At 67.5% G+C, this 24892-nt stretch carries 18 protein-coding genes; 8 read left to right on the top strand and 10 right to left on the bottom strand.

The annotated features are described in order from the left end of the window. Positions 1-32 precede the first annotated feature (32 nt). Both ACLBV5_RS03585 and ACLBV5_RS03590 read left to right on the top strand, forming a co-directional pair. Positions 33-2159 carry a TonB-dependent receptor domain-containing protein gene (locus ACLBV5_RS03585; RefSeq protein WP_447604824.1) on the top strand — a complete coding sequence of 709 codons (2127 nt, stop codon included), beginning with the start codon at positions 33-35 and terminating at the stop codon, positions 2157-2159. Between the two features lie 234 nt (positions 2160-2393). Next, on the top strand, positions 2394-5195 hold the full coding sequence (locus ACLBV5_RS03590; protein WP_447604825.1) for a TonB-dependent receptor: 2802 nt from the start codon (positions 2394-2396) through the stop codon (positions 5193-5195). Positions 5196-5380: 185 nt separating this feature from the next. On the opposite strand, the gene mce is transcribed toward ACLBV5_RS03590, so the two are convergent. The 6 genes from mce to ACLBV5_RS03620 are packed head-to-tail and all read right to left on the bottom strand — an operon-like array spanning position 5381 to position 14083. Next, complete coding sequence (mce, locus tag ACLBV5_RS03595) at positions 5381-5803, bottom strand: methylmalonyl-CoA epimerase (RefSeq protein WP_447604826.1); 423 nt, start codon at positions 5801-5803, stop codon at positions 5381-5383. Next, the gene (gene scpA, locus ACLBV5_RS03600; RefSeq protein ID WP_447604827.1) at positions 5803-7959 is read right to left on the bottom strand and encodes a methylmalonyl-CoA mutase; all 2157 of its coding nucleotides are present in this window, start codon (positions 7957-7959) and stop codon (positions 5803-5805) included. The genes mce and scpA overlap by 1 nt, the downstream gene beginning before the upstream one ends. After that, complete coding sequence (locus ACLBV5_RS03605; protein WP_447604828.1) at positions 7956-9335, bottom strand: methylmalonyl-CoA mutase family protein; 1380 nt, start codon at positions 9333-9335, stop codon at positions 7956-7958. Before ACLBV5_RS03605 ends, scpA begins: the two co-directional genes overlap by 4 nt. Then, positions 9336-11312 carry an acetyl-CoA carboxylase biotin carboxylase subunit gene (locus tag ACLBV5_RS03610; protein ID WP_447604829.1) on the bottom strand — a complete coding sequence of 659 codons (1977 nt, stop codon included), beginning with the start codon at positions 11310-11312 and terminating at the stop codon, positions 9336-9338. It lies immediately after the preceding gene. A gap of 15 nt (positions 11313-11327) precedes the next feature. Next, positions 11328-12536: an STAS-like domain-containing protein gene (locus tag ACLBV5_RS03615; protein ID WP_447604830.1), complete on the bottom strand. Its 1209-nt coding sequence runs from the start codon at positions 12534-12536 to the stop codon at positions 11328-11330. Positions 12537-12547: 11 nt separating this feature from the next. Then, positions 12548-14083, bottom strand: a complete 1536-nt coding sequence (locus ACLBV5_RS03620) for an acyl-CoA carboxylase subunit beta (protein ID WP_447604831.1) — start codon at positions 14081-14083, stop codon at positions 12548-12550. 144 nt (positions 14084-14227) lie between these two features. Here ACLBV5_RS03620 and ACLBV5_RS03625 point away from each other — a divergent pair, with 144 nt between their 5' ends. Beyond that, on the top strand, positions 14228-15640 hold the full coding sequence (locus tag ACLBV5_RS03625) for a short-chain fatty acyl-CoA regulator family protein (RefSeq protein ID WP_447604832.1): 1413 nt from the start codon (positions 14228-14230) through the stop codon (positions 15638-15640). Between the two features lie 138 nt (positions 15641-15778). Here the strand turns inward: ACLBV5_RS03625 and ACLBV5_RS03630 are convergent, their stop codons facing one another. After that, positions 15779-17281 carry a CoA-acylating methylmalonate-semialdehyde dehydrogenase gene (locus ACLBV5_RS03630; RefSeq protein ID WP_447604833.1) on the bottom strand — a complete coding sequence of 501 codons (1503 nt, stop codon included), beginning with the start codon at positions 17279-17281 and terminating at the stop codon, positions 15779-15781. A 103-nt stretch (positions 17282-17384) separates the two neighbouring features. Here ACLBV5_RS03630 and ACLBV5_RS03635 point away from each other — a divergent pair, with 103 nt between their 5' ends. The 5 genes from ACLBV5_RS03635 to ACLBV5_RS03655 all read left to right on the top strand — a co-directional run bounded on the left by ACLBV5_RS03635 (position 17385) and on the right by ACLBV5_RS03655 (position 22749). Then, positions 17385-17507, top strand: a complete 123-nt coding sequence (locus ACLBV5_RS03635; RefSeq protein ID WP_447604834.1) for a helix-turn-helix domain-containing protein — start codon at positions 17385-17387, stop codon at positions 17505-17507. A 102-nt stretch (positions 17508-17609) separates the two neighbouring features. Beyond that, a complete protein-coding gene (locus ACLBV5_RS03640; RefSeq protein ID WP_447604835.1) occupies positions 17610-18278 on the top strand; it encodes a LysR substrate-binding domain-containing protein in 669 nt (222 codons plus the stop codon). Positions 18279-18380: 102 nt separating this feature from the next. Continuing rightward, positions 18381-19091, top strand: a complete 711-nt coding sequence (locus tag ACLBV5_RS03645; protein ID WP_134580362.1) for a response regulator transcription factor — start codon at positions 18381-18383, stop codon at positions 19089-19091. 21 nt (positions 19092-19112) lie between these two features. Next, positions 19113-20450, top strand: coding sequence for a FecR domain-containing protein (locus ACLBV5_RS03650; RefSeq protein WP_447604837.1), 1338 nt, complete (start codon positions 19113-19115; stop codon positions 20448-20450). Position 20451: 1 nt separating this feature from the next. After that, positions 20452-22749 (top strand): CHASE2 domain-containing protein, encoded by a 2298-nt coding sequence (locus ACLBV5_RS03655; RefSeq protein ID WP_447604838.1) that lies wholly within the window; start codon positions 20452-20454, stop codon positions 22747-22749. Here the strand turns inward: ACLBV5_RS03655 and ACLBV5_RS03660 are convergent. The 3 genes from ACLBV5_RS03660 to gspL form a co-directional block, all read right to left on the bottom strand. After that, on the bottom strand, positions 22746-23249 hold the full coding sequence (locus ACLBV5_RS03660) for a hypothetical protein (RefSeq protein ID WP_447604839.1): 504 nt from the start codon (positions 23247-23249) through the stop codon (positions 22746-22748). The genes ACLBV5_RS03655 and ACLBV5_RS03660 overlap by 4 nt on opposite strands. A 69-nt stretch (positions 23250-23318) precedes the next feature. Further along, entirely contained in the window at positions 23319-23786 is a 468-nt protein-coding gene (gene gspM, locus ACLBV5_RS03665) for a type II secretion system protein GspM (RefSeq protein ID WP_447604840.1), read from the bottom strand. Then, complete coding sequence (gspL, locus tag ACLBV5_RS03670) at positions 23783-24886, bottom strand: type II secretion system protein GspL (RefSeq protein WP_447604841.1); 1104 nt, start codon at positions 24884-24886, stop codon at positions 23783-23785. Before gspL ends, gspM begins: the two co-directional genes overlap by 4 nt. Positions 24887-24892: the final 6 nt, after the last annotated feature.

The raw sequence follows: 24892 nt of genomic DNA on the forward strand, positions 1-24892 counted from the left end.
GCCTCCCATCATTGTAACGGGGATGCGTGATCATGCGTTTTCAGACCTTCCTACTGACCGCCGCGAGCGCGGCCGCCCTGGCCAGCCTGGGCGCCGCTGCGCCCGCCTTCGCCGAGGATACGCTTCAGCGTCAGTCGCAGGCCGATCCGCATGATCACGCCCCCACCGCCGCCGACGCCTATGAGGTGGACGAGGTCGTGGTGCGCGCCCTGCCCCTGGGCCGCGCGGGCGACGACGTGGGCTCGCACGTCGCCCTACTGAGCGGCGACGACCTGGTCCACCGGCGCCAGTCGACGCTGGGCGACACCCTGAACAGCATTCCCGGTGTCAACTCCGACACCTTCGGCGGCGGGGCCAGCCGTCCGGTGGTGCGCGGCCAGACCTCGCCGCGCGTCAAGGTGCTGAGCGAGGGCGCTGGGCTGATGGACGCCTCTGAAGTGTCGCCCGACCACGCCGTCAGCGGCGAACCGCTGCTGCTGGAAGGCGTCGAGATCCTGCGCGGCCCGGCGGCCCTGCTTTACGGCGGCGGCGCCATCGGCGGCGCGGTGAACCTGCTGGACAAGAAGATCCCGACCCGCGTCCCGGCCAACGGCGGCGAGGGCGTGGCCGAATACCGTCGCGGCTCGGTCGACAATGAGGAAGCCGGCGTGGTCGGCATGACGGTCGGGGCTGGAAACTTCGCCCTGCGCGTAGAAGCGGCGGCGCGCAAATCGGACGACTACAAGGTCCCCGGCTGGGAGGAACCGCGCCTGGACGGCTCCTACAACGAGACCTCGACGGCGACTCTGGGCGCCTCCTGGATCGGCTCGCGCGGCTACCTCGGCGCGGCCTTCACCGAACAGACCAGCCGCTATGGCCTGTCCGGACACACCCACGAGTACGAGGGCTGCCACCCGCACGGCGACCACCTGCACTGCGGCGGCGGTCACGACCACGGTCACGACGACGATCATGGCCACGGCGACGACGATCACGGCCATGAGCATGAAGGCGACCACGACCACGCCGCCCCCGAAGTCCGCCTGAAGAGCCGCCGGGTCGATCTGCGCGGCGAACTGCGCGATCCGCTGCCGGGCATCGAGAACGTGCGCCTGCGCGCCGGCTACACCGACTATGAGCACAGCGAGTTGGAAGAAGGCGTCGTCGCCACCACCTTCACCAACAAGGGCTATGACGGTCGGATCGAGGCCCAGCATCGCGAGATCGCCGGCTTCCGCGGCGTGGTCGGCCTGCAACTGAGCAAGAGCGACTTCGCCGCCGTCGGGGACGAAAGCTATCTGGCGCCCAGCACGACCAAGAACACCGGCCTGTTCGTGATGGAGGAATACGAGATCGGCCTGTGGCACCTGGAAGGCGCGCTGCGTCAGGAATGGCAGGAGGCCTCGGCCGTCGGCCTGCCCGACGTCGAGCACAGGCCCTTCTCCGTCTCCGGCTCGGCCGTGTGGCACTTCACCCCCGGCTGGTCCGGCGCCGTATCGCTGTCGCGTTCGCAGCGCGCGCCCTCGGCCCAGGAGCTCTATGCCGACGGCGTCCACCTGGCGACCAACACCTATGAGATCGGCGATTCCGATCTGAGCGTCGAGACGGCCAACTCGATCGAGCTGACCCTGCGCAAGACCGAAGGCTCCCTGACCGGCTCGGTCAGCGCCTATCACTATGTCTATGACGACTACATCTTCGCGCGGACGCTGGATCAGTACGAAGACTTCCGCCTGATCCGCTACAGCCAGGCCGATGCGACCTTCACCGGCATCGAAGGCGAGCTGACGCAACAGTTCACGCCATGGCTGTCGGGCACGGTCTTCGGCGACTACGTCCAGGGCGAGCTGAAGGGCGACGGCGGGAACCTGCCGCGCATCCCGGCGGCGCGGGCGGGCGTGCGTCTGGCCGCCTTCCAGGGACCGTGGTCGGGCGACGTCGAATACAGCCGCACCTTCAAACAGACCGACATCGCCGCCTTCGAGACCGAGACGCCGGGCTACGACATGGTCAACGCCACGATCGCCTATGACGTGGATCTGGGGCCTGTCCGATCGCAGATCTTCCTGCGCGGGACCAATCTGCTGGACGAGACGGCGTTCAACCACGCCTCCTTCCTGGCCGAGACGGCGCCCCTGCGCGGGCGCAACCTGACGGTCGGCGTGCGCGCTCGCTTCTAAGGCTTTTCGCCACCGCAAAAAACAGGGGACGGGATCCGACGGATTCCGTCCCTTCGTCCGTTGGACCCCATGTCGGTTCGGACGGGACTAAGCCTCTTATTACAGGAGTTTAATCTCAGAGCGCGATCGCGCCCACTTTCGGCGCACATCGTTCTCTACCTGGGCCGATGCGGTGGATGAGACAGGGCGTCCGCCGCGAACGTGCCTATTTCCCGGTTGCCTTTAGGACTCGACATGTCGCCAGTCGCTTTGCTGTTCGCCCTCGCCTCCCTGTCTCCTGCCGACACGGCGGCGGCGTCCTCCTCCCCCGCCCAGGCTGCGCCCGCCCAGACCGCAACCCCTGTGCCGCAGGAGGAGATCGACGACGACGCCTATGACCTGGGCACGCTGGAGGTCGTGACGACCGCCCGGCGCGGCGCGGCCTTGGGCGATTACGAGCCGGAACTGGTCCTCGACGAAGAACAGATCAAGGCCTACGGCGCCAGCAGCATTCAGGAGCTGATGACCCTGCTGGAGCCGGTGACGCGCAGTTCGCGCGGCGGCTCGCCGGTCTTCCTGGTCAATGGCCGCCGCATCTCGGGCTTCCGTGAAATTCGCGGCATTCCGCCCGAGGCGATCGAGCGCACCGAAATCCTGCCCGAGGAAACCGCCCTGTCCTACGGCTACAGCGCCGACCAGCGGGTGGTGAACTTCGTGCTCAAGGCCGATTTCCGCTCTCTGACGACGCAGGCCAGCGTGCGCCGGCCCGATCAGGGCGGCCGCACCTCGACCCAGATCGACAACAACGTCCTGCGTATCGCCGGCAAACAGCGCTGGACGCTGGACCTCGGCTATCAGAACGACAGCCCCCTGTTCGAGACCGAGCGCAACATCCGCCGCGACGGCGTTCCCTATGACCTGATGGGCAATATCACGGCGCCCGGCGGCGGCGAGATCGATCCCGCCCTGTCGGCCCTGCTGGGCCAGAGGGTGACGACCGCTTCGGTCGGCGCGGGCGCAGGCGGCGGCGCCGATCTGGGCGACTTCGGCGTCGGGCCGCGCACCGACGACCTGACCGCCTATCGCACCTTGTCGCCCAAGCGCGAGAACAGCTCCATCACCGGCTCGCTGGTGCGTGACCTGAACCAGACCATGTCCCTGACGCTCAGCGGGGAGCTGTCCGATACGACCAGCTTCTCCTATCTGGGCCTGCCGGGCCTCAGCCTCGCCCTGCCCTCGACCAGCCCCTATTCGCCCTTCGCCAGCGATGTGCTGCTGCACCGCTATGTCGATGCGCCGGGCGCCTTGGGACGGAGCAGCGACACCCTGTCGGGTCAGCTGGGATTCCTGGTCGACGGCTATCTGGGCGACTGGCGCTGGACGGTGAACGGCGGCTATGACCGCGCCGAGACCAAGACCCGCACCGGACGCGGCCTCAATGACGACGCGCTTCAGGCCGGCGTGACGGCGGGGGTCATCGACCCCTTCGGCGACCTGGGCCAGTTGCCGACCAATCCGTTCGACACCGCTCGCTCCGTCTCCAGCAAGTCCAGCATCGAAGGCGTCATCAACGGCACGGCCTGGGAAGGTCCGGCCGGTTCCCTGACCTCGACCTTCAAGCTCGGCTTCGACAGCCAGTCGCTGGATTCCGAGACCCTGCGCTTCTCCGAACAGGAACAGGCCAGCGTCTTCTCCGAACGCTCCCTGTCGCGTGACCGCACCAGCGCCTCGGGCAACTTCAACATGCCCATCGCCAGCCGCGACCGCGAAGTGCTGGGCGCGCTGGGCAATCTGTCGGCCAATCTGAACCTGGCCTATGAGGACCTGTCCGATTTCGGCGGCCTTTCGGCCTATACGGTCGGGCTGAACTGGTCGCCGTGGGAGCCGGTCAGCTTCAACGCCAGTTGGGCCGACGAGCAGAAGGCCCCGTCGATGTCGCAGCTGAACGACCCGACGCTGTCGACGCCGAACGTGCCGGTCTATGACTTCGCAACCGGCCAGTCCGTCACCATCACCCGGATCGAGGGCGGCAATCCCAACCTGTCCGAAGAGACCAAGCGCGTCCTGAAGCTGGGCGTCAATCTGACGCCGCTGAAGGACAAGGACCTGCGGTTCACGGCCAATTACACCCGCACGGAAACCGAAGGCTCCATCGCCTCCTTCCCCACCATCACGCCGGAGCTGGAGGCCGCCCTGCCCGAGCGCTTCACGCGCGACCTTGACGGCAATCTGCTGTCCATCGACGCCCGACCGCTGAACTTCCAGAAGGCCGAGCAGCAGGAAATCCGCTGGGGCCTGAACTTCTCGACCGCCTTCGGCAAGCCGGACCCGGCGGCCATGGCCCGGATGAACGCACGCAGCGGCGGCGGTCCCCGGGGACCGGGCGGTCCCGGAGGCGGAAGCGGCGGCCGCAGCGGCGGCGCGCCGACCGTCATGCGGGTCGAGGGCGGTCCCCCGCCCGGCGGGGCTCCCGGCGCGGGCGGCCTTCCTCCGGCGGGAGCAATGCGGATGCAGGTCGGCGGGCCGGGCGGCCCCGGCGGTCGTGGTCGCGGCGGCGGCATGATGCCCGGCCAGGGCCGGTTCAACATCTCGCTGTATCACACCTATCGCATCCAGGATGAGATCACGATCCGCGACGGCCTGCCGGTGCTCGACCTGCTGGACGGCGCCGCCATCGGCGCGCGCGGCGGCCAGTCCCGCAACGAAGTCCAGTTGCAGATGGGCGTCTTCAAGAGCGGCATGGGCGGCTTCCTGAACGCCAACTGGAAGGAATCCACCCGCATCAACGGCGGCGCCTCGCCCGACGACGACCTCAGCTTCTCGGACCTGACGACGGTGAACCTGAACCTGTTCGCTGACCTGTCGTCGCGCGAAAACCTGGTCTCGCGCTATCCGTGGCTGAAGGGGACGCGCGTCAGCCTCGGCGTCGAGAACATCTTCGACCAACGGCTGGACGTGCGCGACGGCCTGGGCGAGACGCCGCTGTCCTATCAGCCCGACTACCTCGACCCGCTGGGCCGGACGTTCCGGATCAGCCTGCGGAAGATTTTGTACTAAGGCTCCGCCGTTCCCCCAACTCTCTGCCGTCATCCTCGGACTTGATCCGAGGATCGAGGGGACCGGCGCGCTCTTCTTGTCCGCCGCCCCGCAGGCGGATGGCCCGATCCTCGGATCACGCCCGAGGATGACGGCGGATTAGGCATCAAGAAAAAGGCCCGGTCTCGCGACCGGGCCTTTTGTCTTCAGTGCGCCTCTTTCGGCGTCTCCATCAGCTCGATCAGCACCCCGCCCATCTCCTTGGGGTGCAGGAAGACCACCGGCGTCCCGTGCGCCCCGATACGGGGCTCGCCCGTGCCCAGAATGGTCACGCCCTTGGCGCGCATCTGGGCGATGGCGGCGTGAATATCCGCCACTTCAAAACAGACGTGGTGCTGGCCGCCCTTGGGGTTCTTGGCCAGGAAGCCGGTGATCGGGCTGGTCTCGTCGTAGGGCTCGATCAGTTCGATCTGGGCCGTCGGCGTGTCGATGAAGCAAACCTTCACCCCCTGGGCCGGCAGGTCGAACGGCTCGCCGATCTTCGTCGCGCCCAGGATGTCGCGATACAGTTTGATCGACTCGGCGATGGAAGGCGTGGCGACGCCGACGTGGTTGAGAGCGCCGATCATTATTTCTTCTCCGCAGGCGCGGGCTGGGCATAGCCCAGGCGCTGGTTCAGCTTTTCGATCAGGTCCACGGCCGTCTCGGCGATGACCGACCCGGGCGGATAGACGGCGGCCGCGCCCATATCGATCAGAGGCTGCACGTCCGACGGCGGAATGACGCCGCCGACCACGATCATGATGTCCTCGCGCCCCAGCTTGGCCAGTTCGGCCTTCAGCTCGGGCACCAGCGTCAGGTGCCCCGCCGCCAGCGACGAGGCGCCGACCGCGTGGACGTTCTTCTCGACCGCATCGCGCGCGGCCTCGGCGGGCGTCTGGAACAGCGCCCCCGCCGTCACGTCGAAGCCGATGTCGCCGTAGCCGGTGGCGACGACCTTCTGGCCCCGGTCGTGGCCGTCCTGGCCCAGCTTGGCGATCAGGATGCGCGGCGGGCCGCCGTCGTTCTCGACAAAGGCCGCGACCATCGAGCGGGCGCGGGCGACTTTGGGATCGTTGCCCGCCTCCTTGGCGTAGACGCCCGAGACCGTCTTCACGGTAGCGATGTGGCGGCCGAAGGCGGCCTCCAGCGCGTCGGAGATTTCGCCGACGGTGGCCTTGGCGCGGGCGGCCCGCACCGCCAGCTCCATCAGGTTCTCGCTGCCGCGCGCCCCCTCGGTCAGGGCGTCCAGGGCGGCCTGCGTGGCCGCCTCGTCCCGCTCGGCCTTCAGCCGTTGCAGCTTCTCGATCTGGCGGGCGCGCACCTCGGCGTTGTCGACCTTCAGCATCGGAATGTCGTCGACGACGGGGTTCAGATATTTGTTCACCCCCACGACCGTCTGTTGGCCCGTGTCGATACGAGCCTGGGTCTTGGCGGCGGATTCCTCGATCCGCAGCTTGGGAATGCCCGCCTCAATGGCCTTGGCCATGCCGCCGTAGGCCTCGACCTCCTCCATCAGGGCGCGGGCCTTGGTGGCCAGCTCCTGCGTCAGGCGCTCGACGTAGAAGCTGCCCCCCCAGGGGTCGATGACGCGCGTCAGGCCCGTCTCGGCCTGCGCCAGAATCTGGGTGTTGCGCGCGATCCGGGCCGAGAAGTCGGTCGGCAGGGCCAGCGCCTCGTCCAGGGCGTTGGTGTGCAGGCTCTGCGTCTGGCCGCCCGCCGCCGCCATGCACTCGACCATGGTGCGGGGCACATTGTTGAACACATCCTGCGCCGCCAGCGACCAGCCCGAGGTCTGGCAGTGGGTCCGCAGGGATAGCGACTTCGGATTGACGCCGCCTTCGCGCTGCACCGCCTCGGCCCACAGCAGGCGACCGGCGCGCATCTTGGCCACCTCCATGAAGTAGTTCATGCCGATGGCCCAGAAGAAGCTCAGGCGTGGCGCGAAGCGGTCGATCTCCATGCCCGCCGCCTTGCCCGCGCGCAGGTATTCGACGCCGTCCGCCAGGGTGTAGGCCAGCTCGATGTCCGCCGAGGCCCCCGCCTCCTGCATGTGATAGCCGGAGATGGAGATGGAGTTGAACTTGGGCGTTTCCTTCGCCGTCCACTCGAAGATGTCGGCGATGATCCGCATCGAGGGCGCGGGCGGATAGATGTAGGTGTTGCGGACCATGAACTCCTTCAGAATGTCGTTCTGAATGGTCCCGGTCAGTTTGGCGTGGTCGACGCCCTGCTCCTCGCCCGCCACGACGTAGAGGGCCAGGATCGGCAGCACCGCCCCGTTCATCGTCATGGACACCGACATCTGGTCCAGCGGAATGCCGTCGAACAGGGTCCGCATGTCCAGAATGCTGTCGATGGCCACGCCCGCCATGCCGACGTCGCCCTTCACCCGCGGGTGGTCGCTGTCATAGCCCCGGTGCGTGGCCAGATCGAAGGCGACCGACAGGCCCTTCTGACCGGCGGCCAGGTTGCGGCGATAGAAGGCGTTGGACTCCTCGGCGGTCGAGAAGCCCGCATACTGGCGGATGGTCCACGGCGCGCCCGCATACATGGTCGGATAGGGCCCGCGCACGAAAGGAGCGAAGCCCGGCAGGCCGTGGATGAAGTCGAGACCCTCGACGGCCTGGGGCCCATAGGCGGTCTCGACCGTCAGCCCTTCGGGCGTGGTCCACGGCGCGCGGTCCGGCCCGGCGCCGGTGGCGTCGAGGTCGAGGGCGATCTTGGAGAAGTCAGGGAAACTCATTGGGCGGCCTCCTCGAAGGCGGCGGCGAAGCGGACAAGCGTCAGGGCCTCGAACGCCCCGATCACGGCAGGCGCGGCGGGCGCAGGCGTCACCGGCGCAGAGCGCACATCCGGGTCGACGAATTTGGTGACGCCGACGATCTGGGCGGCGCCATCCTTGAAGGCTTTCTGCGCCATGTCGCGGGCGCGGGCGATGCGGGGCTGGATCACCCCGCCCTCCAGGCAGGCGATGACGCCGCCTTCGGCCTCATAGACCTGAAACTCGGCCCAGGCCGCCTCGGCCAGCTCGCGGGTGCGGGCGTCCAGATACCAGGAGCCGCTGGCCGGATCGTCAACGCGGCCCAGGTTGGATTCCTCCATGAGGATCAGTTGGGTGTTGCGCGCCTGAAGCCGGGCGAAGTCGTCCGGCAGGCCGGCCGCGCGGGTGAAGCTGTCCAGCACCACCGCATCGGCCCCGCCCACGGCCCCGGCGAACCCGGCCGCCGTCAGGCGCAGCATGTTCGGCCACGGATCGCGCGCCGACAGCATCCGCCGCGACGAGCGCGCTTCGATCTTTGCTTGAACTTCAACGCCGAAAGCCTTGGAAAGGCTCGCCCAGACCAGGCGCAGGGCGCGAATCTTCACCAGGGAGTCGAAATAGGCCTGATCCACGGCGACGCCCAGAACCACGCCCTTCAGCGCCGCCTCGACCGACAGATCTGCCTCGACGGCGGCCTTCACATAGGCCACGGCCGACGACGCGGCGAAGGCCAGTTCCTGCGCGATGGAGCCGCCCGCCTCGTGCGCCACGCGGCCCGAGGCCATGAACAGCGTCGCCTCGGGATAGGTCGCAGCGTGGGTCGCCGCCGCCTTGGCCGTCTCGCCCATGATCGCCGCGAAACCGCCCGGCGCCCCGCCTGCCTCGGCATAGGCCGAGATCGGGTCGAGGTGGAAGGCCAGCTTGGCGCGGGGCGAGCCCTTGGCGGCCGCCGACAGGGCCTCCGCCGCCTTCACGCCATCGAACCCGGCGTCCAGCGCCACCGGCGCCAGCTCCAGCGCCACCCCGTCCAGCGCGCGGACCAATCGGCCTGCGTCCGCCGCGACCGGCCCGGCGATCAGGACGGAGGCCGCCCCGTTCTCCAGATCGGTCAGGATGGCGCGGTTCAGGGCGTCCGCGTCCTCGCCCTCGTTCAGCGCCCGCACGTCCCAGGCCCGGCCCTCGGAATCTGAGGGCCGGGGCGCGAACACCGGCTCGCCGCCATTCGCCGCCCCATACAGCGGCTTCGTCGCCAGATGGTCCGCATCCAGATGGATGAGGCTCTCCAGCGGACGCTCCTTCAGCGCCTTCACGGCGGCCTCGCGCCACTCCAGCGGGGTCGGGACGGCGAACTCGGTCATTTACTCGAACTCCACCAGCACGTCGTCGGCGGCGACCGGATCGCCGGCCTTGGCCTTGACGGCCTTCACCTTGCCGTCGCGCTCGGCCTTGAGGATGTTCTGCATCTTCATGGCTTCGATGATGGCCACGGTCTCGCCGGACTTGACCTCCTGGCCCTCGACCACAGGGATGTCGACCACCAGACCCGGCATCGGCGACAGCACCAGCTTGGACGTATCCGCCGCCTGCTTCTCGGGCAGCAGGGCGTAGAGATGCGCCACGTCGGGGCGCAGCACGCGCACCCGCGCCCGCGCCGCGCGGTGGCGGATGTCGAAGCCGTCGGCGGCGCGCTTCACCTCGGCGGTGAAGGCGTCCTCGTCCAGCACCGCCTTGAACAGCGACAGGCCCGGACGCCAGTCGATCTCGGACAGGGAGACCTCTTCGCCGTCGATGGCGACGATCAGGTCCTCGGCCTCGTCATAGCCGACCTCGACCTCATAGGCCGTCTTGTCGACCAGGACGGTCCAGTCGGTGCGCTCGCTGGGGTCGCCGTCCTGTTCGGCGATGACCTCGTTCATGGCCACAGCCGAGGCGATCAGGATCTTCACCTGCTCGGGGCTCGGCGCCAGGCCGTGGAAGCCCTCGGGGAACTCGTCCTTGATGTAGCTGGTCGACAGCTGGCCGGACTGGAAGCGTTCCTGATCCATGACCGCCGCCAGGAAGGGCACATTGTGGCCCAGCCCCGCCAGATGGGTGTCCTCCAGCGCGCGGGCCATGCCGCGCACGGCGTCCTCACGCGTCTCGCCCCAGGCGCACAGCTTGGCGATCATGGGGTCGTAGAACATGCTGATCTCGTCGCCCTCGCGGACGCCGGAATCGTTGCGGACCGTATAGTCGCCCTGATCGCCCTCTTCCGGCTGCTCATAGCGCACCAGACGGCCGATCGACGGCAGGAAGCCGCGATAGGGGTCTTCGGCGTAGATGCGGCTCTCGATGGCCCAGCCGTTGATCGACAGGTCGTCCTGCTTGATCGCCAGCTGCTCGCCCCAGGCCGAGCGGATCATCTGCTCGACCAGATCGACGCCGGTGATCAGCTCCGTCACCGGATGCTCGACCTGCAGACGGGTGTTCATCTCCAGGAAGAAGAAGGACTTGTCCTGACCGGCGACGAACTCGACCGTGCCCGCCGAGTCATAGTTCACCGCCTTGGCCAGGGCGACGGCCTGCGCCCCCATGGCGGCGCGGGTCGCCTCGTCCAGCAGGGGCGACGGCGCCTCTTCGATGACCTTCTGGTTGCGGCGCTGGATCGAGCATTCGCGCTCGAACAGGTGGATGACGTTGCCGTGCTTGTCGCCCAGCACCTGAATCTCGATGTGGCGCGGGTCGACGATGAATTTCTCGAGGAAGACGCGGTCGTCGCCGAAGGCGTTCAGCGCCTCGGCCTTCACGGCGGCGAAGCCCTCGGCCATGTCGTCGTCCGAATGGGCGACGCGGATGCCCTTGCCCCCGCCCCCGGCCGAGGCCTTGATCATCACCGGATAGCCGATCTCACGCGCGATCTTCACCGCCTCGTCCGGCGTTTCGATCAGACCCATGTGGCCCGGCACGGTCGAGACGCCCGCCTCGGCGGCGAACTTCTTGGACGTGATCTTGTCGCCCATGGCGTCGATCGCCTCGGGGTTCGGCCCGATGAAGGCGATGCCCTCGGCCTTCAGCCGCCGCGCAAAGCTGGCGTTTTCCGATAGGAAACCGAAGCCGGGGTGCACGGCCTGCGCCCCCGTCTGCTTCACGGCGTCCACGATCTTGTCCTGGATCAGATAGGACTGGGCGGCGGGAGACGGGCCGATGTGAACCGTCTCATCCGCCATCTCACACGCCAGCGACCCGGCGTCGGCGTCGGAGTAAACGACCACCGTCTTGATGCCCATGCGACGGCAGGTCTTGATGATGCGAACCGCGACCTCGCCCCGGTTGGCGATGAGGATTTTCTTGAACATGATCAGTCTCGGATTCTAGTTTGTCTGTTGAAGCCGGGAAGCGATTTCCCGAGAAATAATGCCTTGAATGACATCATTCGCTCGCTGAACGAGTACACGGCGTCTTAGCCAGTCTTCGCCCCTTTTCTCGGCCAACTTGGCGAAGACTTCGTCGGCGAAGCTGCTGCTGATCACCGAGATATCCGCGAACGATATGATCACGCCGCCCCCGTCGTCAGCTGCGGCCAGATTTTCAACTAGAGTGCGGAAACGCTCTCCGCCAGCCCTAGTTGATATGTCGCCAAGATGGTCTCGGACAAATACCGTATAATGATCGCCGTCATGATCAAAAGTTTTATCTAAGAAATCGAAATATATTTCGTGGGCCTTGCCCTCGAACACCAAGGCATTTTTTAGTAAGTCTGGATCGTCGAGACCAACAGACCAGTGCACCAAGGTTCCTGAAAAGGGAATTTTCTCTGACAATGAAGAAATAGAGTCGTTCTTCCTGTTGTAGAACAATCTCGCATAACCACTATCAATAAGGAAGTGTCCCTTAGATTTCATCGCAATCTGGGATGTTCCAAATAGACCGTTTCCCTTGTTGTAACCCTTGTTGCTGGTCACACCTTCCTTGATTGCCTGGTTCAGGGCTTCGGGTGCGTTATGGATTCCAATCCTTTTCATGGAATCTGGAATCCCTTTACCAGAGTCTCCAACAACAAACTCAACCACTCGCTTTTTCTTGAAAATTGTCGCCTCTAGATATGCCCCGTTTCGGGACTCTCCGTGGTTGAATACGTTGTCGACTACCTCATTCAGCGACCATTCGAGTGCTTGAAGTTGAGGTCGACCAACACCGGGAACCGCAGTCAGGATGGTCTTGAGAACTTGGTCCACGGCCAAGTGCACTTGCTTATTCGACATCACGTGGATGAGTGAAGTGCTTCCCGAAACTGACTTCGAAATATCGTCGAACGGTTGACGAAGGATGTGAAATTCCCAGCAGTTCTTCTTGAAGATGGATGCAAGCTTTTTGTCTTCAGGAGCGACGAATTGATACGAAATCTCAGGGGATAGCTGAGATATCAAACCAATTATGGCGCTAGGCATTGCTTTCCTAGTGTTAGAAAAATCAAGGGTGATGCCCTTCTTCCCCGATTTTTCGAGCCCATGAAGTCCGGCCAAAAGAAACTTGTAGGACTTCAAATCCAACTCAGGAGGAAACGTGATCGTTCGGGCCACGATATGATCGCCTACAGCGGAATGTTGTCGTGCTTCTTCCAGGGATTTTCCTGGGTCTTGTTCTTCAGCGTCTTCAGCGCCTTGATCAGGCGACGGCGGGTGCCGTGGGGCATGATGACGTCGTCGATGTAGCCCAGGCCGGCCGCGACGAAGGGGTTGGCGAAGCGTTCCTTGTATTCGGCCTCGCGCGCCGCCAGGGCCTCAGGGTCGCCGGCCTCCTTGCGGAAGATGATCTCGACCGCGCCCTTGGCGCCCATGACCGCGATCTCGGCGGTGGGCCAGGCGTAGTTGACGTCGCCGCGCAGGTGCTTGGAGCTCATGACGTCATAGGCGCCGCCATAGGCCTTGCGCGTGATGACCGTCAGCTTGGGCACGGTGGCCTCGGCATAGGCGAACAGCAGCTTGGCGCCGTGCTTGATCAGGGCGCCGTACTCCTGCTTGGTGCCCGGCATGAAGCCCGGCACGTCGACGAAGGTCACCAGCGGGATGTGGAAGGCGTCGCAGAAGCGCACGAAGCGCGCGGCCTTGCGGCTTGAGTCGATGTCCAGCACGCCCGCCAGGGTCTGGGGCTGGTTGCCGACGATGCCGACCGGCTGGCCGTCCAGACGGCCGAAGCCGCAGATGATGTTCTTGGCGAAGTCGGCGCCGATCTCGAAGAAGTCGGCCTCATCGACCGTCTTCAGGATCAGCTCCTTCATGTCATAGGGCTGGTTCGGATTGGCCGGGACCAGGGTGTCGAGGCTGGCCTCGTCGCGATCCGGCTCGTCATAGGTTTCGCGGACCGGCGGCGTCTCGCGGTTCGACAGCGGCAGGAAGCCGATCAGGCGGCGCACCTCCGACAGGGCCTCCAGATCGTTCTCGAAGGCGCCGTCGGCGACGCCCGACTTGCCCGCGTGGACGCGGGCGCCGCCCAGGTCCTCGTGGCTGACCACCTCGTTGGTGACCGTCTTCACCACGTCGGGGCCGGTCACATACATGTAGGAGGTGTCCTTCACCATGAAGATGAAGTCGGTGATGGCGGGCGAATAGACGTCGCCGCCCGCGCACGGCCCCATGATGACCGAGATCTGCGGAATGACGCCGCTCGCCAGGGTGTTCTGCAGGAAGATGTCGGCGTAGCCCGCCAGCGACTCCACCCCTTCCTGAATGCGCGCGCCGCCGGCGTCGAACAGGCCGATGACCGGCGCACCCGCCGTCAGGGCCATCTTCTGGATCTTGACGATCTTGGCCGCGTGGGCGCCCGACAGCGAACCGCCGAACACGGTGAAGTCCTTCGAGAAGACATAGACCAGACGGCCGTTGATGGTGCCGCGGCCGGTGACGACGCCGTCGCCGGGGATGCGCTGCTTCTCCATGCCGAAATCGTGGCTGCGGTGCTCCGCGAACATGTCGGTCTCTTCGAAGGAGCCTTCGTCCAGCAGGACGCCGATGCGTTCGCGGGCGGTCAGCTTGCCCTTGGCGTGCTGGCTGGCGATGCGCTTCTCGCCCCCGCCCAGCTTGGCGGCGGCGCGACGGCGCTCGAGCTCCTCGAGGATGGCCTGGCTCATGGTTGGGCGACTCCCTGACTTCGTTCAGAGTCCAACAAGCCGCTTGGTTGCAAAAAGGCAATCGCAACTTTGCAAAAGGCTTCCAAGTGCGTAAGCCTGCCAAGGCGGACAAGCGTTTTTGCAAAGTTGCAATGCCCGACAATCATGGCTGAAAAACTCTACCTCGGGACCAAGGTCCGCAAGCTGCGCGAAGCGCGCGGCTGGACGCTGGAACAGTGCGCGGGGCGGCTGGCGCTGTCGCCGTCCTATCTGTCGCAGATCGAGACCAACCAGCGCCCGGTCACGGCGCGGGTGCTGATCGCCCTGACCCGCGCCTTCGACGTGGACGCCAGCCTGTTCGATCTGGACGGCGACGCCCGCCTGATCGCCGACCTGCGCGAGGCGACCACCGACGTCGCCGGCCACGCCGAGGCGCCGACGGCGGGCGAGCTGAAGCAGGCGGCCATGAACGCGCCCCGGCTGGCGCGGCAATTTCTGGCCCTGCACCAGGACTATCGCCGCCTGGACGAGCGGTTGAAGACGCTGAACGAGACGCTAGGCCGCGACGAACGCGCCACGGTCGCCGCCCCAGCCCTGCCCTATGAGGCGGTGCGCGACTTCTTCCACTATCGCGACAACTACATCGACGCCCTGGACCGGGCGGCGGAGGACCTGGCCGCGCGGCTGAGTCTGGGCGACGGCGTCCACCCTGAGCGCGAGTTGGAGACGGCCCTGAACAATCTGTGCGGCGTGCGCGTCGCCACGGGTCAGGCGCGCGGCGCTATGCGGCGTTTCGATCCGGGCGCGCGCATCCTGTACGTCGACGCCAGCCTGCCGGGCGCCACCCGCGCCTTCCAGATGGCGCACCAGCTGGTTCGCTTACGGTTCGAGGATCTGATCGAGCACGAGTTGGACCGCGCCGCCTTCGACATTCCCGCCGCGCGCGACGTGTGCCGGGTCGGCCTGGCCAACTATGCGGCCGGGGCGCTGCTGCTGCCCTATCGCGCTTTCCTGGAGGCGGCGCGGGAGTTGCGTCATGACGTGGACCGCCTGCGCAACCGCTTCCATGTCAGCTTCGAACAGGCCTGCCACCGGCTGTCGACGCTGCAACGGCCCGGCTGGCGCGGCGTGCCCTTCTACTTCGCGCGGGTGGACATGGCGGGGAACATCACCAAGCGGCACAGCGCGACGCGCTTCCAGTTCGCCCGCTTCGGCGGCGCCTGCCCGCTGTGGAACGTGCACGAGGCCTTCAGCGCGCCCGACCGCATTCTGGTCAATCTGTCGGAAATGCCGGACGGCGCCCGCTACGTCTGCATCGCCAAGAGCGTGTCCAAGCCGGGCGGGTCGTTCCTGGAGCCGGACCGGCGCTATGCGCTGGGTTTGGGATGCGAGATCGAGCACGCCGCGCAGTTGGTCTATGCGGATGGACTGGACCTCAACGGCCCCCCGACCCGCATGGGCGTGAACTGCCGCATCTGCGAGCGGACGGACTGCACCCAGCGGGCCTTCCCGCCGATCGACCGGATGCTGGCCGTGCCGGAGAACGAGCGCGCGGTGATCCCCTACACGCTGAGCTGACTTTCTCCTCCCCATGAAATGGGGAGGTGGATCGGACGCGGAGCGGCCGAGACGGAGGGGCCGCTTGGTTCCGCTGTCCCAAGAGGCCCCTCCACCACTTCGTGGTCCCCCTCCCCACTGACGTGGGGAGGAAAGCCGTTAGCTCATCGTCGGGATGATGAAGCTGCTGTCCTCATGCTCCAGCGCGCTGTCGGGCCAGCGGGCCGTCACCGTCTTGGTCTTGGTCCAGAACTTCACGCCTTCCATGCCGTACTGGTTGGTGTCGCCAAAGCCCGAACGCTTCCAGCCGCCGAAGGAGTGGTAGGCCACCGGCACCGGGATCGGCACGTTGATGCCCACCATGCCGACGTTGACGCGGGCGGCGAAGTCGCGGGCCGCGCGGCCGTTCTGGGTGAAGATGGCGACGCCGTTGCCGTACTGGTGCTTGCTCGGCAGGCTCAGCGCCTCTTCGAAGTTCGCGGCGCGGACGATCTGCAGCACCGGACCGAAGATCTCTTCCTGATACGACGACATTTCGGTCGTCACATGGTCGAACAGCGACGGGCCGATGAAGTAGCCCTTCTCATGCCCCTGCAGGCTGAAGTCGCGGCCGTCGACGACCAGTTCGGCGCCTTCCTCGACGCCCTTGCCGATCCACCCGGCGACGCGGTCGCGGTGCTGGGCCGAGACCACCGGACCATAGTGGGCCTGATCATCGGTCGAGACGCCGACGCGCAGGGTCGGGATTTCGGCGACCAGACGCTCGCGCAGTTCATCGGCGGTCTTCTTGCCGACCGGAACGACGACCGGCAGAGCCATGCAGCGCTCTCCCGCCGAACCGTAGGCCGCGCCCGACAGGTCCTTGATGACCTGATCCAGATCGGCGTCGGGCATGACGATGCCGTGGTTCTTGGCGCCGCCCATGGCCTGGACCCGTTTCCCGTGCTGGGCGCCCGTTTGATAGACGTAGTGGGCGATGTCCGACGAGCCGACGAAGCTGACGGCGTGGATGTCGGGGTGGGCCAGGATGGCGTCGACCGCCGTCTTGTCGCCGTGGACGACGTTCAGCACGCCCTTGGGCGCGCCCGCCTCCATCATCAGTTCGCCCAGACGCACCGGCACGGACGGATCGCGCTCGGACGGCTTCAGGATGAAGGTGTTGCCGACGGCGATGGCGACGCCGAACATCCACATCGGGATCATGGCCGGGAAGTTGAACGGGGTGATGCCCGCCACCACGCCCAGGGCCTGACGCGAGGAGTAGACGTCGATGCCCGGACCGGCGCCCAGCGTGTATTCGCCCTTCAGCGCGTGCGGGATGCCGCAGGCGAACTCGATCACTTCCAGACCACGCTGGATGTCGCCCTTGGAGTCGGCGATGACCTTGCCGTGCTCGCTGGACAGCATTTCCGCCAGGTCGTTCATGTTCGCCTCGACCAGGCGCTTGAACTCGAACATGACGCGGGCGCGGCGCTGCGGGTTGGTCGAGGACCAGCCTTCGAAGGCGGCCTGCGCCGACTGCACCGCGCGGTCCATCTCGCTGACGGTCGCCAGCTGGACGCGGGCTTGAACCTCGCCGGTGTTGGGGTTGAAGACGTCGCCGAAGCGGCCGGACGCCCCTTCGAAAGCCGCACCGTCGATGAAGTGGCGAATGTCGCGCATTGGCGTCTCTCCCGCTGATTATGGTTCTTCGTGAGCCTGCCCTAGCAGAGCGGACCGGTCAGGCCCATTGCAATCTTGCAGGTGATGATGTGCATATTTGCATATGTTCGACTGGGATGATCTGAGGGTGTTTCTGGCGGCCGCCCGCGCCGGGTCTCTGGCCACGGCGGCGCAGCGGCTTGGCGTGGACGCGGCCACCGTCGGGCGGCGCGTGGCGCGGCTGTAGACGGCGCTGAAGTCGACCCTGCTGGTCCGCTCTGCCGCCGGGCTGCACCTGACGGCCACCGGCGCCCAACTGCTGGAGCGAGCGCTGGACGCCGAAAGCGCGATGGAGGCCGCCGGGCGCGTCACCCAGCCCGACCTGATCGCTGGCGCCGTGCGGATCAGCGCCTCGGAGGGCTTCGGCGGCGCGGTGCTGGCTCCCGCCCTGCCGGGCCTGCTGGCGGCGCATCCGGGACTGAACGTCGAACTGGCGGCCAGCTCCGGCTTCCTGTCGCCCAGCCGCCGCGAGGTGGACATGGCCATCACCCTCAGCCCCGCCGACAGCCCGCGCCTGATCGTCGAACCGCTGACCACCTATCAACTGGCGCTCTACGCCTCGCCGCAGCATCTGGAACAGCACGGCGCGCCCGATAGCATCGACGACCTGAACCGCTTCGACATGGTCGGCTATGTCGACGACCTGATCTATGCGCCCGAGCTGCGCTACCTGGAGGAGATCCGCCCCAACCTGCGGCCGCGACTGGCGTCCTCGTCCATCCGCGCCCAGCGGGACATGGTGGCGGCGGGCGGCGGCATCGGCGTCCTGCCCTGCTTCCTGGCCGCGGGACTGACGCGGATTCTGCCCGATGAGGTGCTGATCGAGCGCCGCTTCTGGCTCAGCACCCACCGCGAGGTTCACGGTGCCGCCCGGCTGAAAACAGTGCGGCGCTGGATCAAGTCCCTGTGCCGCGATCAGGCGCCCCGCTTGACGCCGCTGCCAGGCTTGCCACAGTGAATTTCAACCTTTCCGCGAGGTGACTATATTTTACATTTTACACTCGCCTAATGCGCCACTTCCACGGCTATGGTTCAGCCATTCCCCGGAGCGTGCAGAACTATGAAAATCGCGGTGTTGGACGACGATCCTGTCCAGTTGGAGTTCATCTCCGACGTGGTCGAGGACGCCGGTTATCGCGCCACTCTTTTTTCGCGAGGCCAGGCGCTGATCTCGGCGCTGCGCAAGGATACCTTCGACATGATCATTGTCGACTGGAACCTGCCGGATCGGTCGGGGCTGGAAATCCTGACCTGGGCGCGGAACAATCTGAAGCCCGCGCCGCCCATGCTGCTGGTCACCAGCCGCGCCGAGGACGAAGACGTGGTCGCAGGCCTGGACGCCGGGGCTGACGACTACCTGCCCAAGCCCCTGTCCAAGCCGGTGCTGGCCGCGCGCATCAACGCCCTGATCCGCCGCGCCTACGCCCAGCCGGTCACGCCGGGGATAGAAACCTACGACGACATCGTCTTTCACGAAGCGGCAGGCAGCGTGGCGCGCAATGGCGAGACCATCGCCTTGACGGCCAAGGAATACGCCCTGGCTCTGCTGCTGTTCCGCAACCTGCATCGGGCGCTGTCGCGGACCTATATTCTGGAAACGGTCTGGGGCAATGAGCCCAATCTCAACAGCCGCTCGCTGGACATGCACGTCTCGCGGGTGCGCAACAAGCTGGAGCTGCGGCCAGAGCAAGGCTTCCGCCTCACACCCATTTACAGCTACGGTTACCGCCTTGAGCGCGTCGCGGGGGCCGATTCCGCCATCGACGCCTGAGGTCCGCGGATGAGGCGAGGCATGAAGTCCAACTGGTCCTGTGTTCTGGCGGCTGCGGTTCTGCTGTCGGCGGCCCCGGCGGCGGCGCAGTCGACCGCCCCTGCACGCCCGACCGAGACCCTCGACTATGTGGTGCGCCCCGGCGACACCCTTATCGACCTGGCCACAGCCTATATGAACCGGCCGCTGGATTATCGTCGGGTGCAGCGCGAGAACCGCGTCGTCAACCCGCGCCGCCTGTCGATCGGACGCACTCTGGCCTTGCCCGTGGATCTGCTGCGCGCCGATCCGGACGAGGCGCGCATCGCCGGCTTTCGCGGCGCCGTAACCTTGCATCAGGGCGGCGTCGCGGCCGCGCCCACAGCCGGTCAGATCGTTCGTGAGTCCGCCGTCCTGAGCACCGGGGCCAACGCCTTCGTCCGCCTGGCCTTGTCCGACGGCAGCCATGTGGTCGTGCCTTCCAACAGCCGCGTGCGCGTCAGCCGCCTGCGCCGCTACGCCATCAACGGCGCCGTCGATCACGCCCTGACGGTCGAGGCGGGCCGCGCGGAATCCAAGGTCACGCCGCGCACCCGCCCGGGCGGCTTCGCCATCCGCACCCCTGTCTCGGTTTCGGCCGTGCGCGGCACCGACTTCCGCGTCTCGTTCGACGAGGCGAGCGCGCGCTCCGCCACCGAAGTGCTGGACGGCGCCGTCGCCGTGGCCTCTGGCGAGGACGAAGCGCTGGCCGCCGCCGATCAGGGCGTCAGCGCCGCCGCAGGCGCCGTTCGCCTGCTGCCTCTGTTGCTCGCGCCCGCCCTCGCCCGCCCCGATGCGCCTCAGACCCAGGCCCAGGTCGTGTTTGAGGTTCAGCCCCTCGCCGGCGCCGAGCGCTATCGCGGCCGCGTCGCCCAGGACGCCGGCATGATCGAATCCTTCGCCGAGACCGACAGCGCGCCCGGCGGCCCGCTGGTGTTCGCAGACATGGAGGAAGGGGCCTATTTCCTGCGCCTGACCGCCCTGTCGCCCGAGGGGCTGGAGGGCAAGGCCACGACCTACAGCTTCATCCGCGCCCGCAACGGCGTCGGCGGACTGGCCTCGGCGATGGACCAGCGCGACCGCAGGCGTTTCTATCGCTTCCGCTGGGAGGCCGAGGGCGTGGGCGAAGCCGCCTTCCGCTTCCAGCTGTGGCGCGAGGCTGAAGACGGCGGCGTCGACGGCCCGCTTCTGATCGACCAGCCCGGCCTGACCGACGAAGCCTTCACCCTCAGCGACCTGCCGCCGGGCCTCTACAGCTGGCGCGTGCAGAGCGCACGTCACCGTTTCGGCCGCCTGCTGGAAGCCTGGTCCGAGCCGCAACAGCTGCGCATCGGGCGCTAGGGTGGCGCCCGCGCCTTCCGGGCTGAAAGGCGGCTGGAAACGCTGGTTCGGCGCTCGCCTCACCGGTCGCCGCGCCCTGGTCGAATGGGTCGTCGTTGCGGCTTCATCCGCCCTGCTGATCAGTTGGCTGGCGCTGACGCCGGTCGCCGACGGGCCCGACCACCTAGTCTATGACGCCCTGATGCGGGCCAAGGCCGGGCCGGCTGACGAGACCATCGTCATCATCGCCATCGACGACCGCAGTCTGGACGCCCTGGGCCAATGGCCCTGGCCGCGCGACCTGCACGCCCGCCTGATCGACCGCCTGACCGAGGCGGGCGCCGGGCCGGTCGCCTATGACGTCCTGTTCACCGAGCCGTCCTCGCAGGATGAGCCGCTGGCCGTCGCCTTGACCCGCAACGGCAAGGTCCAGCTGCCGGTCGTCGTGGATGCGCCGGGCCTGAACGGCGCCGCCTTTCGCGAAGACGCCCCCGCCGCCCGACTGGCCACGGCCGCAGCGGGGATGGGTCACGTCAATCTGACGGTCGACAACGACGGCGTCGTGCGTCGCCTGCCCCTATATCTCCAGTCGGGCGATCAGAGTTGGCCGCATCTGATCCTGCCTCTGGCCGCCACGAGAACCGCCATCCCGCCGCCGCCCGCGCCACAGACCGACGAGGCACTCTATCCCGCCGCATCGGAGGCCGTGGTCTATCGCGGCCCGCCAGGCGCCTTCCGCACCCTGTCTTTCGTAGACGTTCTCAACGGCGAGACGCCCGCCGACTTTCTGAAAGACCGTATGGTGCTGGTCGGGGCCACCGCGCCGGGACTGGGCGACCGCTACGCCACTCCGGCCACGCCGCAGGGCGAGCTACGCCCCGGCGTCGAGGTGCAGGCCGCCCTGCTGCAAACCCTGCTGCAAGGCGGCGGCCCGCGCAGCCTTTCGCACGGGTGGGTGCTGGCCTTGTCCCTGCTGCCGCTCAGCCTGCTGGTCGGCGGCTTTCTGATCCTGCGTCCGGCGGCCAATATGGCGCTGGGCGTCGGCCTGATCATCCTGACCTTGCTCGCCGCGGCGCTGGCCTTCCTGGCAGGCGGCCTGTGGTTCCCGCCCTCGGCCGCTGTGGCGGGGCTGGCTCTGGCCTATCCTCTGTGGAGCTGGCGTCGTCTGGCCGCCGCCTCGGCCTATATGCAAAGCGAGGTCGAGGCCTTCGAGCGCGACGGCGTGCGCCTGACGAGCCCGGCCCGAGGCGGCGACGTCGTGGCCCGTCAGGTCGACGCCCTGCGCGCCGCCGTGCGCCAGGTCCGCGACCTCGAACGCTTCATCTCCGACGCCCTGCGCAGCCTGCCCGACGCCACGGTGGTGGCCGATCCCTACGCCCGCATCATCCTGTCCAACGACCGGGCCGAGGCCCTGTTCGGCGACCAGTTGCAGGGGGACGCCGACCTGCCCCTGCTGTTCCAGTCGCTGGGCGAGCCCGCCTGGCGCCGCTTCCTCGACCCGGACGGCGATCCCGGCGAGATCGCCACGCCCGACGGCCGCATCCTGAAAGCGGCGGCCTCGGTCCTGACCGACGCCGAGGGGCAGCCGGTCGGCCACATCGTGCGCTTCGCCGACATGACCCGTTTCCGCGCCGCCGAGCGCCAACGCGCCGAGGCGCTGCAACTGCTCAGCCACGACATGCGCGCGCCCCAGGTGTCGATCCTGACGCTGCTGGACGGCCCCGCGCCGCGTCTGGACGCAGCGGTCCAGAAACGCATCGCCGATTACGCGCGTCAGACCCTCGACCTGGCTGAAGGCTACGTGCAGCTGGCCCGCGCCGAGAGCCAGCCCTATCGCTCAGAGCTCATGGATCTGGGTCAGGTGGCGATGGACGCCGCCGACATCCTGTGGCCCCAGGCGTCGAAGAAGGGCGTCCGCATCCTGACGCCCGACGGCGAAGAAGAGTTCCTGGTTCAGGGCGACCCGGCCCTGCTGCGTCGCCTGACCACCAATCTGCTGGACAACGCCCTGAAATACGGCCCCAGCGGCGGAACCATTCAGGTCAGCCTGAGCGGCGCCGAAGAAAACGGCCGCCCGGTCTGCGTCCTCAGCGTCAGCGATCAGGGGCCCGGTCTGTCCGAAGACGCCGCCCGGCGCCTGTTCCAGGCTTTCGGTCACGGCGGCGCCGACCACCGAGGCGCGGGCCTGGGCCTCGCCTTCGTCCGCACGGTCGCAGAGCGCCACGGGGGAAGCATCCGTCACCAGGCCGGATCGCCAGGCGCGACCTTCATCCTGACCTTGCCCCGGGTGATGGACCCCCAGGCCAGTCCGGTCAGCTAGTCAACTGCGCCCAGCTGGGACACAGCCGCATCCGCCAGCAGGCCCGGCGCCTCGTCGGCCTGACCTCGCCCCAGGACCGAAGTCGCCGACACGCGATAGGCCCCCGGCGCATCACCCGGCCCTGTCAGGATCAGGCTCAACGTATGAACCTGACGGCGGCGGCTCCAGAACTGCGGCAGGCGCGGCGCCTCGGTCCATTCGCCGTCTCGCGCATCGACATCGGTGAAGACGCCGGTCTTCTGAGGCCGCACGGCATAGGCCGTCTCGACCCGCCAGGCGGTCTTGTCGTCGACCTCGCGCCAGCCGCGCGCGGCCAGCGCCTGTCGTACCGCCACAGCCGCCGCGCGGTCGGTCTCGGTCGAAGCTTCCCCCTCGAACAGGCGATAGGCGGTCACAGCATCGGGCACGGCGGCCGATCGTACGGTCTCGACACGCGGCGGCGAGGCGCATCCCGCCAAGAGCGCCGCACTGATCAAAGGAAGAGCCAGACGTAGGGACATGATTGCGATACCTGCCCCGCCCGGACGCTCAAGTCCACAACCCACCAACGGGCCGAGACGGAAAAGCCGCTAGGCGCCGGAAGCGAGCGCCCCGCTGACGCCCAACGTCCCGTCGGCGTTTTCGACAACGCCCAGTTCTTCGATCCGCGCCCCACCTTCCTCGAGCGCCGCCAACCAGCCGAAGGCCTGGGCCGTCGTGACCCGCTCCAGGCGGAAGCCGAGCCGCCCGCCTTCGGACATGCCTAGCGTCGGCTGCACGCCCGCCGTCAAGGCCGTCGACGCGACGAGCGCCTGCAGGTCAACCGCCTCAGTCGGTCGCGCGCCTCGCTGGGCCACAGCGGTCTGAACCTGAACCAACTGCCGCTCGGCCGCGACGCGGGCGCGCGCCTGATCGGCCTTCCAGCCCTCCAGCGGACGCACCACGCCCAGCCACGCGGTGACGCCCAGCACCACAACGCCCATGACGGCCAACATCCGCCGTTCGCGCAATGACCGCCCGTCCCACCAGGCGCCGGTGGAAGAGAACAGGGCCTTCATCGGGCGCCTCCGATCGTCAGCGTGCTGATCATCCGTCCGCCCTCCTCAGCCGAGGTTTCGTCGACCACCGCCAGACCAGCCTCGGCCAGATCGGCGCGCACGGCGTCCAGATCATTGAAGGCCGCGTGGTTCATCGTGACCCGCAGCCCTTCGCCGCCCAAGGTCGCGTCGTCCAGTTCGGCGCCCGGCACGCGCTCGACGGCGGCGAAAACGGCGGACATCGCGCGCGCAGTTCCGCCCGGCGGCGGCCCGGCGTCCAGACGGCGCAAGGCTTCGGCCGCCGCATCCTTCGTCGTCGCCAGTTCGGGATAGAGTTTCACCGCCCCGATCCTCGCCTCCGCTCCGGCGCCGTCCGCCGCCGCCCGATCACGCAGACCTTCCGCCGCCATCAGGATCAGCGGCGAGATCAACAGGGCCGCCGCCAGACCCGCCGCAAGACGCCAGCCCTTCGCCGCCTGCCCGCGCTCGCGCCGATCATGGACCTGCAACAGATCGACCGGCGCCGCCATCGCCCCCGCCGCCAGAGCCGCCTCAAGGGCCTCGCCTTCCAGCCAGTCGAGCGCGCGCCCCGCCGCCATCGCCTCCACCAGATCAGGCTGCACCGTCACGGCGAAGGTCGGACCGCGCAAAGCCACGTCCGCGCCCATCTGCGCAGCGGTCCACGTCTCAGCCTCCAGCGGCGCGGGCAGGCACAGATTATCCGGCACGACGGCGTCAGGCCGGATGTCGAAGGTCTCCATCCAGCGCAGCCAGGCCTGCAGCAGCTTGGACGACACCGCCGCCGTCAGGCGCAGGCCGCCGTCGGCAGGCGCCGCGCTCAGGGCCACGTCCAGCCCATCGACCTCGCCCGCCGCCTGATCGCGCAGCGCCCAGCGTGCGGCGGCTCTGGCCTGAGCCATATTGCCCTGCGGCAGATCCAGCCAGCGTGTCATGACGTCGGCGCCGGGCGCCACAGCGATTGTGCGGATCGACGGCGGGGCTTCGGCCTGATGCGGGTCCAGCTCGCCGCGCGCGACGACGCGGCCCTCGCGATCAACCAGTAGGAAACGCGCGGGCAAGGTCGCGTGGGTCGGGATGAACAGGATGCGGGCGTGGCTCATGTCCTG

The organism is Brevundimonas sp. M1A4_2e (assembly GCF_053345555.1).